The organism is Algoriphagus marincola DSM 16067 (assembly GCF_000429405.1).
Classification (GTDB): Bacteria; Bacteroidota; Bacteroidia; order Cytophagales; family Cyclobacteriaceae; genus Algoriphagus; species Algoriphagus marincola.
In genome coordinates, this window is record NZ_KE386899.1 from 1,296 (window position 1) to 18,298 (window position 17,003).

Genomic DNA, 17,003 nt, shown 5'->3' on the forward strand with positions numbered 1-17,003 from the left:
GAAGGACTTTCAGCGATCAGCTTTGTAGGTGGAGACACTGACCAAGACGGTGAGCTGGACGTGGATGAGACTTGGACATACGAGGCGACTTATACCGTAACTCAGGATGATGTGGATGCGGGATCTATCGAGAACACTGCAGAAGTAACCACAGACGATGAGACGGTGTCTAATGAGGATACGCTGATTATCGACCTGTGCCAACAACCTGCTATCGAATTGTTGAAAGATGGAATCTTTAATGATGAGAATCAGGATGGTTTCGGAAATGTAGGTGAAACAATCACATACATCTTCACAGTGAGCAATACTGGAAATGTGACCTTGAGTGACATCACAATAACAGACCCAATGGTAACTGTGAATGGCGGACCGATCAGCTTGGCTCCTGGAGAAAGTGACAATACGACATTCACTGCGACCTATGAGTTGACGCAGCAGGATATTGATAACGGATATGTGGTGAACTTGGCCTTGGCTGAAGGAACCTCACCTACTGATGAGGTAGTAGAAGATGAGTCTTCTGATCCTACACCGGTAGAAGAGCCAAACACTGATTGTGAGACTTGTACTGAGGTAGTAATTCCTCAGAATCCAAGTATTAACATAGATAAGATAGCTGATCCTACTTCGGTAGATGCAGCGGGTCAGGAAGTGACCTATACTTTGACAGTGACGAACACAGGTAACACGACTCTTGCAGGAGTGACGATCAATGATCCACTGACAGGCTTCAGTGAGAATGTCGGATCGATGGTACCGGGTCAGGTCGTTGTGAGAGAAACCACTTACGTGGTGACACAGGCTGACATTGACAACGGATCGATCGTGAACGTAGCGGATGTATTTGCCTTCTCCGGGCAGACTCCGGTATCCGACGAGGATGATGCAGTAGTTGAAGCGATTCAGCGACCAGGCATCACCATGGATAAGACAGCTGATCCTACTTCGGTAGATGCAGCGGGTCAGGAAGTGACCTATACTTTGACAGTGACGAACACAGGTAACACGACTCTTGCAGGAGTGACGATCAATGATCCACTGACAGGCTTCAGTGAGAATGTCGGATCGATGGTACCGGGTCAGGTCGTTGTGAGAGAAACCACTTACGTGGTGACACAGGCTGACATCGACAACGGATCGATCTTGAACGTAGCGGATGTATTTGCCTTCTCCGGACAGACTCCGGTATCCGACGAGGATGATGCGGTAGTTGAAGCGATTCAGCGACCAGGCATCACCATGGTTAAGACAGCTGATCCTACCTCGGTAGATGCAGCGGGTCAGGAAGTGACTTATACCCTGACAGTCACCAACACAGGTAACACGACTCTTGCGGGTGTGACGATCAATGATCCGTTGACAGGCTTCAGTGAGAATGTCGGATCAATGGTACCGGGTCAGGTAGTTGTGAGAGAGACCACTTATGTGGTGACACAGGCTGACATCGACAACGGATCGATCTTGAACGTAGCGGATGTATTTGCATTCTCCGGACAGACTCCGGTATCCGACGAGGATGATGCGGTAGTTGAAGCGATTCGCAATCCATCTATCCAAGTGATTAAGACGGACAACGGAGCCGAGGTGAGCGAGGCAGGTGATGTAATCACTTATACCCTGACTGTGACCAATACAGGTAATGTGACCCTGACCAATGTAACGGTAGAGGATCCATTGACTGGCTTGGATGTGAATGTGGGTACTTTGGCACCTGGCGCATCAACTTCTGTAGATACCGACTACGAGGTGACTCAGGCTGATGTGGATGCAGGATTTGTATTGAACACAGCCTTGACAGAAGGAGAAAGCCCTGATGGAGAAGATCCTGAAGATGATACAGAGATAGAAACTCCAATTCGAGTTAATCCTGGGGTTGAAATTACAAAGACAGCTGATACAGAGGTTATTACTCAGCTAGGTCAGGAAATCACATATACTCTTACAGTTACAAATACAGGAAATGTATCATTGACGAATGTGACGGTTAATGATCCTCTTACAGGATTGGATGTAAATCTAGGAACACTCAATCCTGGACAGGTTGAAGAACTCACCACCACTTATACTGTAGAAGAAGATGACCTTAATTCTTCCACTTTAATAAATGTTGCAACAGTGGTAGGTACAATCTCTGGTGAAGAGGGTACTCAGATTTCTGATGAGGATTCTGTAGAGATCACTATAGATGAAGATGATGAGGTATTTCCTCAGCCTGAAATCGACTTGGTAAAAACTGCAAATGTTGAATTTGTAGAGAATGAGGGAGATGTCATTACCTACACCCTCACCGTAACCAACACCGGTAATGTTGATTTATTCAATGTTGAAGTCAATGATGGTTTGATCGAGCTTCAGGAAATGATAGATATCTTGAAAGTTGGCGAAACGCTTACATTCACTGGCTCCTATGTGGTGACAATAGAAGATATTGCGCTACAAGAACCAATATTGAATTTTGCATCAGCGTCCGGTGAGATTGAGGATGGAAGTGAAGGTGTGACGGATACAGATTTCACACAGACTCCAATAACTTGTATTGATGATACTCTAATAACTGGGGTTCTGATAGATGATAGAACAGATCAGCCATTACCAAATGTTCCGATTACCTTGATTCCACAAGGGGACACTCCTGGTGAGACCTTGATTGTCATCACGGATGCAGAGGGACGTTACGTCTTCAAAGATGTTCCAACTGGTAACTATTTGATACAAGTTCAGGATGCCAACTTGAATGCACAGGGTCTATTTAACTTCCAGAAGAGCTCGCTAGCTTTCAGAGAGGTAGAGGTTTGTGTGCCAGTAGTCGAAGACTTCCCTTATGCACCATTTGATGGTGTTGTGCTTGGAGACTTCGTATGGTATGATCTTAATCAGGATGGTATCCAGAACGAGTGGTTCGATGCCAATAATGATGGTCAGGTAACCATGAACGATCTTTCTGCAGGTCCTATTTCAATCAGTGAATGGGAGTGGTTTGACTTGAACGGTGATGGTCGATACGACGGACCTGAGAATGAGGGAGAATTGAACAAAGCTGGTCTAGCAGGTACTACAGATGGCGGTAATATCCGCGTCACAGGGCCAAACGGATACGATGCAAATGTAATTGTGGGTATTCTCGGATACTGGAGAGAGAGACCAGGTGCTACTGAGGATGATATGTTTGATGATCAAGGAGGAGCGATTTATGGTGAATATAATGCTGTAATTACTGCTGATCCGGTTCTCTTAGCTAGTGCATCTGCAATGGCAGCAACGGGACTTGTTAAGAATCTTCCAAATGAAGGAGGAAGAATGACAGATATCAATTCAATACGCTTCGAAGAACGATGTGGATTGACCACTGATGATACGGTCTCTAGAACAGTCTCCTCAGATTCTCGAGTACATCTAGATATGGACTTTGGTTGGGTATGTGTGCAGGCAGAGGTTGAGATCATCGCTAATGATGATGACTTTGGAGACTACTTCGTCAGCTACGGCGGCCTGCTTGGAAATATCCTTGACAATGACCTTCTGGAAGGTCAGCGTCCAGACCCTGCTGATGTGGACTTCGAATTCACTGAATTGGACGGCGTGATAGGTCTATTGATCGATGATAACGGTGAATTGAGCTTGATACCAAATGTAAATGAGGCGAGAGCTTACACCTTGCGATATGTACTCAGAGAGACAGCCTTCCCTGATAACAATGACGATGCCTTGGTATTCTTCAGATTACTGAACGATCAGGTTGATCTCTCAGTAGAGAAGACCAGCTTCGAAGTAGAAATCTACGAAGGCGATGAGTTTGAGTATGAGATCACGGTAAGAAATATCGGAGGCACTCCAGCTACCAATGTTGAGATCGTGGATGAGCTGCCAGCAAGTGTCACTTACCTAAGCTCGAGCGTAGTATTTACGAATGACGAGCAGATTCAGGTAGGTACGCCAGCGGTGGCGGGAAGTAGAATTACTTGGAATGTACCATTCTTACCAGCAGACGGAGTAATTGTCTTCAGAGTGAGGGTACAGGCAGGTGATGCCGGAACGATCACAAACATCGCAACAGTGGGAGCTGAAGAAGAAGATGTCGATACTACCAACAACCAAGACGACGATGTGAATCAAGTATTACCATTCAGAATACCGAATGTTATTACGCCGAACAACGACGGAGACAATGATTCTTTCGAGATCAAGGGACTAGGTAAGTTTGTAAGCAATGAAATAACTATCTTTAACAGATACGGGGACCATGTCCTTGAGCAGGAGAATTACAGAAACGACTGGAATGCACCAGGACAAGTTTCAGGAACATACTTCTTCGTCTTGAGAACGGTAGACCGATCTGGAAGAGAGCATGAGTTTACAGGCTGGATCCAAGTAATTAAAGAAGATTAATCAAGAAGCGTTATGAAATCGAGCATGGCTGAAAATATTCTTAGAATTCCTCGAAGTCCTCGGGGCAGCCATGCGAGATTATCCCTGTCTTTGTAAGGCAGGTCTGACCTCCAAAATTCAAATAACAAGCAGATGAAAACTACTTTTAAAATCATCGGTATAACCTTCCTACTAGCCTTAATGGCCACGGGGGGGACTTTTGGGCAGCAGCTTCCCCAATTTAGTCAGTACATTTTCAATGGATTGCATGTCAATCCGGGATATGCTGGCTACAAGGGAGAGCCCTACATTCAATCCACCTTCAGGTCGCAGTGGATCCGCTTCCCTGGATCACCTGAAACCTTTACGGTCACCGCTGACCTAAGCGCCAATGAAGGCACCATGGGGTTTGGTTTCTCCATTTTGTCAGATAACATTGGGCCAGCGCGGACCAACGGAGGTTTGCTGACCTACGCTTATCGTATCCAAACGGGACGGGATAGCTACCTAGGTTTGGGGGTAAGTGCCGGGGTGACCGAATACGCTATTGATGGGAGTATGCTGGATCCTAATGATTTTCCTGATTCAGAAATTCCTGATGGTAGAATTAATCTATTCACTCCCAACTTGAATTCTGGACTTTTCTTCCACACCTCAAAATTCTATGCTGGTTTCAGTGTATACAATATGATAGGTAAAAGAGCCCTTGAAAGAGAGGATGTGGCTCTTGCCTACCATGACTTTCATTATTATTTGACAGCAGGTGCACTCTTTGACTTAGGAAGTACGGTGAAGTTCAAGCCGAGTTTCTTAATCAAGGAGGTGAAAGGAGCTCCAACCAATTATGACATCAATGCGATGTTCTTATTTGGAGAGCGAATTTGGCTAGGAGGTTCTTATAGATCCAATATGAAGATTTGGAATGACAACCTTCCAGAAAATCTTTCCAATAGAAATGCTTTTGCAGCGATTGTGGAAATTTTCGCTACAGATAGAATAAGACTCGGTTATGCTTATGATCATAACCTCAACGTACTGCAGGATTTCAGAAGTAATTCTCATGAACTTTCTGTAGGATTCTACATGATTCCAAGAAGAGCAGTAATGAAAAATCAAAGATGGTTCTGATTATGAAAAAGACATTGACCATATTAAGTATCACAGCTAGTTTATTTTTAGGATTCGGTCAGCAAGCCACAGCTCAAAAGAGTAAGGTGAGATTTGCTGATGGACAAATGGATCTAATGAACTACCAGCGTGCCATCGATATTTATGAGCAGGCATATGCAAAGAAGCCCAATTATGAGACTGCGAAAAAAACCGCTCAGGCTTATGATGTTGTAAGAGATTATGACAAATCTCTAGAATGGTGGAAAAATACCGTTTCCTATGAAGATGATGCTTCACGGGAAGACTATATCAGCCTGTTGTCTGCAGCCCAAAAGGCAGGAAAACTAGAAGCAGGAAAGAGCGATTTGAGGGGAAGAAATGTTTCTCCTGATTCTTTGATGAGTTATTTAGAAACATTCATTTCTCCGGAGACTCAGAAAAAAGTAAATATCCAGCCGGCAGAAGGTCTAAATTCTGAAGGATCTGATTTTGTGGTTGCTCAGGATGCAGCAGGAAATAAGTATTTTGTTTCTGACCGAGGAGGAGAAATGCCTACTAAGAAAATGCCCGGTATCCGAATTGACTACAAGAATGAGTTTTTCAGTGAAGAAAAAAGTGATTACACTGGGCGTCAATATTTCTCACTTTACAAACAAGACACAGAAGGGAATGTGTCTAAAATAGTTTCCAATGTGCCCGGTACGAAGAACTTTGCAGATCCGTCTTATGCTAAAGAGGCCGGGGTGCTGTTTTATTCTGTGACTCGGGATATAAAGAAGGCAAAAGGTGACAGACAAATCGCCGTACAATCAGAGATTTATTACAGCAAGGTAAATGAGGACGGTCAATTGGAAGGATTCATGGCCTTTCCATTCAATGATTCTCTGAATTATTCTGTCATGCATCCATTTGTAGATGAGCAGGCAAAAAGACTTTATTTCGCTTCTGATATGCCGGATGGAATAGGTGGTTATGATATTTACTATTCTGAATACGATGCAGATATGAATTTTACTGCACCAGTAAATCTTGGAGCACCACTCAATACCGAAGGAAACGAAACTCACCCTTTTAGAAAAGACGATAAGTTTTATTTCTCATCCACAGGACATCCACGAGTAGGAGGGATGGATATCTATGTGGCTGATTTTTCTAACGGTACAGCCTCTAATGTGAAAAATATGGGCATGCCAATTAATTCTGTCGCAGATGATTTTGGCTACAGAGAGCTTGAAAATGGTGAAATCTACCTTTCTTCCAACCGTAAAGGAGGAGAAGGGCTTGATGATCTTTATGTAATGGAGGATGCCTTCAAGCAATTCCTGGCTAGAGTAATCGACTGTGATGGCTTAGTGGTAACCGATAGCTATATGGCTACCATGCGTGATAACACACAGAATGGTAATGTCACTACTCAAATGAATCAAGGAGCTTTGACCGCAGAACTTGAGCCGGAAAGCGACTTCTCTTTGACTATTAGCAAACCAGGATATTTCTCCATTACGGATAACTCCATCACTACCAAAGGATTTGAAGGCGATACTGTGAAGCGAGAGTATAAATTGTCTCCGATTCCATATCAGCTGCCGGTATTTGTGGATATCGTTTATTATGATTTGGATAAGTACGCGATCCGTGAGGACGCCAAGCCTGCCTTGGATAAGATTGCGGAGATCATGAAAAAATATAACTTCCTAGATCTATTGGTGGCTTCACATACAGACTCTAGAGCATCAGATGAGTACAACATTACACTTTCAAACAACCGTGCGAAGGCTGTGACAGAATACATGGCTCAATACAATATCTCTCCTGATCGAATTCGCTTGGAGTGGTTTGGAGAGCAGAATCTGGTGAATGATTGTGGCAATGGAGTTCCATGTCCCGAAGCAGATCATCAGTTGAACAGACGTTCTGAATTGGTACTCGAAGCCTTCCCTGATGCGACCAAGCAATATGATGTGCCTACAGAACTTACCGGAATGGACTTCTGTAATCCAGAGGATATCTTCACCATGCTTCAGGACGAGATCAATGAGATCCCTACTATCTACTTTGACTTTGATAAGTCCATGCTACGTTCGGTACACAAGAAGGAACTCGAGCGGACTGCCATCATGCTACAGCGTATGCCAAACTTGATGCTTTACATCGAAGGACATACTGACCAGAGAGGTTCTGATGATTACAATGTGGGATTGTCAGAGCGTCGCGCCAAAGTAGTGATGGATTATCTGATGAAGCGAGGCATTGAAGAGAATCGTATGGAGCATCAGTGGTATGGTGAAACCCAGCCAATCCACAACTGCAACGAAGTGACTTGTACTCCTGCCATGCATCAGCTCAACAGACGTACAGAACTTCGGGTAGGGAAATCAGGCTTCTCCTACACAGGAAGAAGAAAGAAAGTAGATACCATGTAATTTTAGATTGATGTGAGTGAGGGCGAGTCTTTTGAGACTCGCCTTTTTTTTGCCTTCAGCGATCTTAGAATTTAGATAGTAGCTTACTCGATGGATCTTTCCTCGATAAGGGTTAAAGAAAATTCGGTCTATCTAATTTCTTGCCGATTCGAAAAGCTGCATTCATCAATCCCACGTGAGAATAAGCCTGAGGGAAATTGCCCCATTGGCTGCCTGTAGCTTGATCTACATCCTCAGAGAATAGACTCAAGTGATTACAATACTTCACGAGGGTCTCAAAGCCCTCGATGGCCTCGTCCAATCTATTGACACAGGCCAAAGCTTCGATATACCAAAAAGCGCAAATCAAAAAGGTCGTCTCCGGTACCCCAAAATCGTCCATGTGCTTGTAGCGGTAGAAAAGAAAATCCTTGGCGAGCAAGTCTTCTTCCAGTGCCTTTAGGTGCTCATTAGCCCGCTCGATATCATCCCCAAAATAGCCCATGGTGATCAATTGAAGCGTAGATGCATCCATATGCTTGGATCCGATAGCCTGTGCATAAGCTTTGCGCTCGGGGAGGTAGCAGGCTTCTATTTTTTTGATGGCTTCATCACGCAGGTAGATAGCCTTTTGATACATGGTTTCATTTTTCAAGCGAATGCCGATTTTAGCCGCAGCATTGGCACCAGCCCAGTGAAAGAGGAAGGTGTAGCAATGCTCCTGCGCCAGATTTCGAAACTCCCACAATCCCGCGTCTTTTTCGTGCATGGTCGCTTCGATTTTATCCAACAGGTTCATGATTAAGGGCTCTGAATGGATACGCTCCGACTCCGTGAATCGCTGATCGGAGTAAAGGGGCAAGAGTGAAACCAATACCTGACCATACAGGTCATTTTGGATGTGGGTGTAGGCCTGATTGCCAAATCGAACTGGTTTATTACCCAAGTACCCATCCAGTTCGGAGATTTCTTCTGTAAGCAGCCAGTCTCCTGTAATGGAATAGAGTGGTTGATAGCGACCGTCGGGTCCAGTAGGAAGATTAAATATGAAATCAAAGTATTTCTCCAACTCCTCGAAGTGTCCCAAGCTATTGAAGCAGGTGAGGGTATAGTAGGTGTCCCGTATCCAGCAGTAGCGGTAGTCCCAGTTGCGGGTGCTACCAGGCGACTCTGGGAGTGAAGTGGTAGAGGCGGCAATGATCGCACCGGTGTCCTCAAATTGGTGGATTTTCAGAATCAAGGCAGATCGCAAGACCAATCTCTGAGAGAAATTAGGGATACTGGTAGATTTCACCCAGGATCTCCAGTAGTCGGTCGTGGATTGAAGAAAGCGCTCTGAGGTAGTTTCGATGGGAGCTTCCAAAGGCCTACCATAGGTGAGAACCAAGTAGACAGGTCGCTGAAGTACAAAAGGTTTACTTTCACAGATATAAGTCAAAGGCGCATTGGTGGTAAGCCGTAGCTCCTGATCGATTCCCATATAGCGGATATGATTGCTTCCCTGACTGGGAGTGAGCTGTACCCGACCCTGATCGGTGACAGGCTGACAGCAAATCTGAATCTTCGGCGAACCAGCAATCGGTTCTACCTTCCGTATCAGCATCAAGGGCTTGTAATAGCGATCGTAATTTTTGAAGCGTGGAGCAAAATCAGTGACTTTATAGGACTCGTCTCCATTTCGGATGATAGTCTCCAGTACGTTGGTATTTTCCACATAAATCTGTGCGGAGCTGTATTCTCCTGAGGCAGGTAGAATGGTGAATTTCCCGCCTTTTTCCCGGTCCAGCATCCCACCAAAAATAAAATCTGAGTCAAAACGCGGCATGCAAAGCCAGGAAATATTGGTGTCCTTTTCGATATGGGCGATATAGGCACAGTTGCCGATCAAGCCGGATTCGTAGAGGTGATTGTTCATTGGAATGTTTACTTAGGTTTGAGAAAAAAGTGCGGCTATTGGGTCAAAGGCAAATAAGCAAAAAAGGGGAAGGGAAGCAAAATTCCTCTTCCTAATCTAAATTTTCTAGCGATAATTTTTAAACTTTTTAAGTTTCAAGATACTGTCTAAAAAAGACCTGATGGTAAGACAAAAAGTATCTTTGTATCTCTAGAATGTTTTTAATTCAAATTCTAGTAAGAATACTGGAGTATCGGGGTATGCTTTAAGAGCTTTTTCTAGTTCTGACCCTGAAAAATTTAAGTCATCCTTGTTTATTTGATCTGATGCAATTAATGCTAGGAATCTTGGCCCATTTGTTCCTATTATTTTTGGAAAAGGTTGTTGATCAAAGCTGAGGTCGTTTATCAGATTTTCTATTCGGAATGTGTTTCCTTTTACTGAATTAGATAATACAAGCCTGGCTGAATCTTGAAGAAAAAATAAAAGAATAAACTGCTCTGGTGCGAATCCCATTAAGTTGAAAAGTGAGGGTTGATTAATTAAAGTTTCTCGAAATTGATTAAAACCCTACTGGTTCTTTTTAAAATTGATGTTTTGAGGTTTTTTGACTTTTTCACCTTCATAACTAATAGTAGAATATAATTCTGGTTTTCCATTGTCAACTCTTATTATCTCTGGGTTAAACGATGAGTGAAATAATACGAGTGTTTCATTTCCTTTCATCATTTTATGAAAGGGATTTGTTGGAACTAGTAAGAATTCGATTGAATTTGGTAAATGTGAGGAGATTAGATTTCCATATTGATCCAGAAATACTAAGGCGCTATCCTGCCCTCCACCAGTAAGTCCTACGAATCCAGAGTTTGTTTTGGCAAACCTTCTCAACGGGAGTTCTAATTTGATTTTTTCGAGTTGTTTAAAACTTCCTGTGGAATAATCAAAAGGCACAATATTTCTTTTAACTCCATCAAGCACATATAAAATAGTTGAATCCAACCAAAAGTCATTGATTGCATGAATTTCATTTGGACCATCCCCTTTCTTTACGGGTATATTTATTGCCTTCCCTGTTGTGTTTTCAAAAGCGTATACATTTTGAGAAAATGTAAAGTCGCCTATGACCATTAATTTTTTTGAAAAATCTACTCTATCTGCTTCAAGCGGGAGCAAATTTGGGTCCCCGCTTAATGGCGATATTTGAATTTTATCCACAAGTGAACTTACGGCAGTTTTTCCTAGGTTCTCAGGGGGAATGATTAAATCCATTTCACATTTTTTGGGTTTATTACACGAACAAAAAGAGGTGAAAAGGATTAAATAAAGAAAAAGTAATTTTTTCGACATTAAGTTTTATTTGAGGGTAAAGACCCCGCTAGTAAGAAACCAACGGGGAAGGGATTAGGGACAATTTGTCGATTGACCACAAATACAGCTTAAACCATCTCCATTTTGGTGACAAATTTGTCTAGTTTCAGAACTGTACCAATTACATTTCAGAAGTTCAATTTTACATTCAAAGCCACCTCCCTGTCCAGGATCTTCCATTCCTTGTGCGAAGAGAATAGAACCCGAAAACGCCATAGCCCCAATAAAGGCTAATCCAAACAATACCCTTTTCATGTTTTTATTGGTTTTGTTAGTTTAAAAACCTTTGGCCAAAAGTTACTTCGATTATCGAAGATGAAACTAACATATTGAGTTTAGTTTTCAATTGCAAACTTTAACTCCAGAAAACATTCATTTTTTCCATCAGTGGCGTTTTTTTTTGCAGACGGTAAATAATCTGCTAGAAGTAGAGTTTTTTGTCTCGGATATAGTCCACCACTGCATCAGGCAGCAGATAGCGCACCGATCGCTCCTGCTGTATCGCCTCCCGGATAAAGGTCGCCGAGATATCCAATAGGGGGGCATCTACTTCAATGATCGAGGGATGTGAAAAGTCCACTTTTTCTCCCGGACGGGGATAGACATAGACCTGATAGTGCTCGAGAATCTGCTCGTAGTTTTTCCATTTTTTGAATTGCTTGAGATTATCTGAACCCAAAAAAATGCTGAACCGATGCTGTGGATATTGCTCACTGAGATAAGTCAAGGTATCGATGGTGTAGCTCGGGCGGGGCATGTGAAATTCCACATCGCTGGCCCGAAAGTGGAAATTATCTTCGATCGCCAGCTCCACCATACGCAGCCGATCAAATTCATGGATGAGGGATTTTCGCTTTTTCAGCGGATTCTGAGGACTGACCACAAACCACACTTCATCCAAGTCCGTTCGGTCGTAAATCGTCTCTGCTATGATCAGATGACCCAGGTGAATGGGATTGAAGCTGCCGAAAAAAAGCCCGATTTTCAAAGCTTAGGAGGCTAGAAATTCACGAACTAGATTTTCTGCCTCAGCGGAAGACTTGGCAAAGTCATCATTGACTATCGTCACATCAAACTGCGGCTCGAATTTCATCTCAAACTCTGCCTTAAAAAGCCGTCTGGAAAGCGATTCTTCGGATTCGGTACCCCGGTCGTTGAGCCGGGCTTTGAGTACATCCAGCGAAGGCACTTTGACAAAAATAGCCAAAGCCTGATCGCCAAAGTATTTTTTGAGAGCTAGTCCGCCTTTGACATCTACATCGAAAATGACGGCTTTTCCCGAATCCCAAATGCGTTGGATTTCTTCTTTGAGCGTACCGTAGAAGTTGCCGGCATAGACTTCCTCCCATTCGATGAAGGCGTCTTCGTCTATTTTTTGCTTGAATTCTTCCTGGGATAAAAAGTAATAATCCTTGCCGTGAACTTCATGCCTGCCTCGACGATCCCGGGTGCAGGCGGAGATGGAAAAGCCCAAATTGGGCACATGCTGGATGAGGTGTTTGACAAGGGAAGTCTTCCCCGAACCTGAGGGGGCCGAAAAAATGATGGCTTTTCCTGCGGTCATTTTATTTGCTTTCGTGGATCATCTGACGGATGGAGTCAGCGAGTTGGGTAGGCACCGGCTGTTTGGTGCATTTCGTTTTAAGTACTTCCCGGATGGCCTGCTCCAAGTGAAAATGCTCAAAGCAAGGCTGACATTTGTCCAGTTTTTCTTTGAGGACTTCTTTACCCTCTTCACCCATTTCTCCGTCAAGGATACTTTCTAGCAGCTGAAAGCATTTGCTCACATCACCACAGCTCACTTTCCGCTCCTCGGAAGTTTCTTTTCCGTTGTTTTCCATTTGGTATTCGTTTTAATCCTCTTCGTCTGTCTTGTAGCCCATGGACTGTGCGTAGCCCCGGAGCTTGTCCTTCAATAGATTTCTGGCCCGGTGAAGCCTGGACCGTACAGTTCCGATCGGAATATCCAGGATCTTGGCCATTTCCTCGTAGGTAAAGCCTTCCAGATCCGCCAAAATAATCACCGTTCGGAAGTCAACCGCCAAGGCATTGAGCGCATTGGAAATCTCATCTCCGAGCATATCCTTCACCGAATCAGCCCGCAGATCAGTAGTTCCTTGAAAGTCAACATCATCAGAGTTATAATAAGTTTCAACTTCCTGATAATCTACCTTAGCAGGTTGCTTGGACTTCTTACGGTATTCGTTGATGAAACTGTTTTTCAGGATGCGAAACAGCCAGGCTTTGGCGTTGGTTCCCTGTTCGAAGGAATTGATGAAGCGATAAGCTTTCAGATAGGTATCCTGTACCAGATCCTTGGCATCGTCCTCATCGAAGGTGAGCCGGAAGGCAAAATTGTACATGGAGTCGATGTGTGGCATAAACTCCCCGTCAAAGATGATGTTTTTCTCTTCCTGCGTATATTTTCTGCGCTGACTATCCGACATAAGATTCAAAAGTAATCATTGGGTGAAATTATAACTAGGATTCGGGAACTTTTCCCCGCTTTTCCTTTATTTTGTGTCCTCAGTTCGATTGTATTCGACGCTTTCAGGCATGTTTTTCTTTCTTCTTCTCTCCCGACTTCCGCTTTCTATTCTATACCTACTCACGGACTTTCTCTATCTGATTGCCCGGTTTGTGATTCGGTATCGGAAAAAGGTGATTGATGAAAATCTCCTTCATGCTTTTCCTGAGCTTTCTGATACAGAGCGAAAAAAGATCCGAAATCGTTTTTACAGGAATTTTACTGACACATTTGCCGAAACCATCAAAATCCTGACAATTTCGGAAGCAGAATTCCGCAGCAGATTTGTCATTGTCAATCAGCCGGATCTTGATCAGCCAGTCAAAAACGGAGTCAGCTCGCTGATGATGGCCGGGCATATCTTCAATTGGGAGTGGGGAGTGGTGGGTACCAATCTCTACACCGAGGTGCCCGTGGAGACTATTTACCTCAAAGTGAATAATCCCTTCTTCAACGAACTGATGAAAAAAATCAGGACACGATTTGGCGGATTTGTGACAGAGAAAAAGGAGTTTCGACGTGGGATGCTTACCTTGGGCAGAGATCCTCGGATCGTGCTTTTGGGATCTGATCAGAGGCCGCCCTCTTCAGAAAATCGGTACCAGCGTGAGTTTCTAAATCGGCCGGCAGTCTTTTTCGAAGGGGCTGAATTCTTATCGAAAAAGATGAACTTGCACGTCCACTATGGGAAGATGATCAAAGTCAAACGAGGGCATTATCGTTATGAATATGTTCCTTTGGCTAGTCCGCCCTATGAGGGTGAGAAGCCGCACTCAATCACGGATCGATTCTGCGAAATGCTGGAAGAAAATATTCGAGAACAACCGGACATGTACCTTTGGAGTCACAAGCGATGGAAGATATGATGAATTGGAAAATTGGAAGATTTCAAAATTGAAAAATTTCAAAAAGTTTAATTCCTCGACTCTTGTTTCTTGATTCTAACTTCTTTCATCTTGCTACTAAATACTTGCTACTATAATCTAGCTACTAGCTACTTTAAATAATGGATTACCTAGAAGAACTCAATCCCCCTCAGCGCGAAGCGGTAGAACATACGGACGGACCGGTGATGATCATTGCCGGTGCGGGTTCGGGAAAGACCCGTGTGCTGACCTACCGGATTGCACATCTGATTTATGCCAAAGGAATAGATCCATTTCAGATTTTGTCCCTCACTTTTACCAATAAAGCCGCGAGTGAGATGAAGCATCGAATCGAGAAGCTAGTCGGTTTGGAAGCTAGAAATACCTGGATGGGTACTTTTCACTCAGTTTTTGCAAAAATCCTTCGGGTAGAGTCCGAAAAAATCGGCTATCCCTCCAATTTTACCATTTATGATACGGACGATTCGAAATCGCTGATCCGCACCATCGTCAAGGAAATGCGATTGGACGAAAAGGTTTATAAGCCCAGTGTCGTGCTTTCGCGGATCTCAGGTGCCAAAAACCGATTGATTTCCTGGCAAGCCTATCAAGCTGACCCTTTTGTCAAAGCAGATGACGAGGCTGCGATGAAACCCAAAATGGGCGATATCTATCAGCGCTACCAAGACCGGCTTTTCAAGGCTGGGGCTATGGATTTTGACGATTTGCTTTTCAATACCAATGTGCTTTTCCGAGATCACATCGATGTATTGAATAAATACCAGCAGCGATTCAAATATGTGATGGTGGATGAGTTTCAGGACACCAATCTTTCCCAGTACCTCATCACCAAAAAGTTGGCGGCTGTTCACCAAAATATCTGTGTGGTAGGGGATGACGCTCAAAGTATCTATGCCTTCCGTGGGGCGGATATTCAGAATATTCTCAACTTCGAAAAGGACTATCCGGATCTCTTTGTCGTCAAGCTGGAGCAAAATTATCGATCCACCAAGACCATCGTAGAAGCCGCCAATTCCATCATCGATAAAAACAAAGCCCAGCTTAAAAAGACCGTCTGGACCTCCAATCCTGATGGAGACCTGATCGAACTCATCAAGGCCGCCTCCGACAACGAGGAAGGGCGGGTAGTGGCTACAACCATTTTTGAGGAGAAAAACAATAAAAAGCTGGACAACAGTGATTTTGCGATTCTCTACCGGACCAACTCCCAATCCCGGGCTATGGAAGAGGCACTTCGTAAAATGAACCTTACCTATAAAATCGTAGGCGGGCTGTCTTTCTATCAGCGAAAGGAGATCAAGGACTTGATGGCCTACATGCGCTTCACGGTGAATCCGGTGGATGAAGAAGCTTTCAAGCGGATTATCAATTATCCCAAACGAGGGATAGGTAATACCTCTCTGGAAAAAATCCTGGTGTCAGCCTACGATCATGATGTGCCTCTTTGGGAGGTGGTGCAAAATGCCCATAGTTTCCTAGGTGGTCGTGCAGGAGCATCAGTGGATGATTTTGCCACCATGATCAAAGCCTTTCAGATAGAAGTACAGCGAAAAGATGCCTTTGAAGCCGCCAATACCATTGCCAAGCAAAGTGGCTTGCTGCGGGAGCTCTATGAAGATAAAACCATCGAAGGGCTCAATCGCTATGAAAACGTCCAGGAATTGCTCAATGCAATCAAAGAGTATGTTGACAATGAAGAAAATGAAGACAAAAGCTTGGGAGCCTTCCTTCAGGAGATTGCATTGCTTACCGATAATGATCGGGATAAAGATACCACAGACGCGATTACGCTGATGACCATTCACTCTGCCAAAGGGCTGGAATTTAAGCAGGTATTTGTGGTAGGCATGGAGGAAGATTTGTTTCCTTCTCAGATGATGATGCAAAGCCGGGAAGATTTGGAGGAGGAGCGGCGGCTGTTTTATGTAGCGACCACTCGGGCTATGGAAAAACTTTATCTTACCTATGCACTTTCCAGATACCGTTTTGGTCGACTGTTGAATTGTGAGCCGAGTCGCTTTTTGGAGGAGATCGATCCGGATTGTATCAAAGTCAACAAGCGACAGGCTACTCGTGAGATGCCGGGTGCTTTTCGTCGGGAAGGTTTGCCAGGAAGTTCTGGGTTTATAGGAATTAAGAAAAAACCCGAGACGCGCATGCCTTCCAATATGAAGGTGCATACCCCTAGTCCGGACTTCAAGCCGAGTAACACCAACAACCTGCAGGAGAGTCAGCTAGTAGAGCATCCTAAGTTCGGTTTTGGGAAGGTTTTGAAGATTGAGGTGGATGGGCTCAACCGTAAGGCAACCATTCAGTTTGAGCATTTTGGCGAGAAGACATTATTACTTAGCTTTGCCAAGCTTCGAATTATAGACTAATTGTCAAACTTCCGGCCTTTTGGTGATTTTTTGTTGCCATAACTTAGGCTTTAGAAGGGATGTTTGAAT

At 43.9% G+C, this 17,003-nt stretch carries 12 protein-coding genes; 5 read left to right on the plus strand and 7 right to left on the minus strand.

Annotation, left to right across the window (positions count from 1 at the left end):
• From G457_RS22425 to G457_RS21960, 3 genes are all read left to right on the plus strand, one after another.
• Positions 1-4,389 (plus strand): DUF7507 domain-containing protein (locus G457_RS22425; RefSeq protein WP_155847200.1); only part of this gene is annotated, 4,389 nt, incomplete at its 5' end.
• A gap of 132 nt (positions 4,390-4,521) precedes the next feature.
• Positions 4,522-5,496: a PorP/SprF family type IX secretion system membrane protein gene (locus G457_RS0118875; protein ID WP_026947845.1), complete on the plus strand. Its 975-nt coding sequence runs from the start codon at positions 4,522-4,524 to the stop codon at positions 5,494-5,496.
• Positions 5,497-5,498: 2 nt separating this feature from the next.
• A complete protein-coding gene (locus G457_RS21960; protein WP_248602882.1) occupies positions 5,499-7,901 on the plus strand; it encodes an OmpA family protein in 2,403 nt (800 codons plus the stop codon).
• A 112-nt stretch (positions 7,902-8,013) separates the two neighbouring features.
• Here G457_RS21960 and G457_RS0118885 read toward each other — a convergent pair whose 3' ends face one another.
• From G457_RS0118885 to G457_RS0118920, 7 genes are all read right to left on the minus strand, one after another.
• Positions 8,014-9,795 carry a glycoside hydrolase family 15 protein gene (locus tag G457_RS0118885; protein WP_026947846.1) on the minus strand — a complete coding sequence of 594 codons (1,782 nt, stop codon included), beginning with the start codon at positions 9,793-9,795 and terminating at the stop codon, positions 8,014-8,016.
• A gap of 189 nt (positions 9,796-9,984) precedes the next feature.
• A complete protein-coding gene (locus G457_RS0118890) occupies positions 9,985-10,290 on the minus strand; it encodes a hypothetical protein (protein WP_026947847.1) in 306 nt (101 codons plus the stop codon).
• 54 nt (positions 10,291-10,344) lie between these two features.
• Positions 10,345-11,043, minus strand: coding sequence for a 6-bladed beta-propeller (locus G457_RS0118895; RefSeq protein ID WP_026947848.1), 699 nt, complete (start codon positions 11,041-11,043; stop codon positions 10,345-10,347).
• Positions 11,044-11,563: 520 nt separating this feature from the next.
• The gene (nadD, locus tag G457_RS0118905) at positions 11,564-12,130 is read right to left on the minus strand and encodes a nicotinate (nicotinamide) nucleotide adenylyltransferase (protein ID WP_026947850.1); all 567 of its coding nucleotides are present in this window, start codon (positions 12,128-12,130) and stop codon (positions 11,564-11,566) included.
• A gap of 3 nt (positions 12,131-12,133) precedes the next feature.
• Positions 12,134-12,706: a guanylate kinase gene (gene gmk / locus G457_RS0118910; protein WP_026947851.1), complete on the minus strand. Its 573-nt coding sequence runs from the start codon at positions 12,704-12,706 to the stop codon at positions 12,134-12,136.
• A 1-nt stretch (position 12,707) separates the two neighbouring features.
• Entirely contained in the window at positions 12,708-12,983 is a 276-nt protein-coding gene (locus G457_RS0118915; protein WP_024284483.1) for a mycothiol system anti-sigma-R factor, read from the minus strand.
• A 12-nt stretch (positions 12,984-12,995) separates the two neighbouring features.
• Positions 12,996-13,589 carry a sigma-70 family RNA polymerase sigma factor gene (locus tag G457_RS0118920; protein ID WP_026947852.1) on the minus strand — a complete coding sequence of 198 codons (594 nt, stop codon included), beginning with the start codon at positions 13,587-13,589 and terminating at the stop codon, positions 12,996-12,998.
• 73 nt (positions 13,590-13,662) lie between these two features.
• Here G457_RS0118920 and G457_RS0118925 point away from each other — a divergent pair, with 73 nt between their 5' ends.
• Both G457_RS0118925 and G457_RS0118930 read left to right on the plus strand, forming a co-directional pair.
• Positions 13,663-14,535, plus strand: a complete 873-nt coding sequence (locus G457_RS0118925) for a lysophospholipid acyltransferase family protein (RefSeq protein WP_282705557.1) — start codon at positions 13,663-13,665, stop codon at positions 14,533-14,535.
• A 140-nt stretch (positions 14,536-14,675) separates the two neighbouring features.
• Positions 14,676-16,934, plus strand: a complete 2,259-nt coding sequence (locus G457_RS0118930; RefSeq protein ID WP_026947854.1) for an ATP-dependent helicase — start codon at positions 14,676-14,678, stop codon at positions 16,932-16,934.
• Positions 16,935-17,003 lie beyond the last annotated feature (69 nt).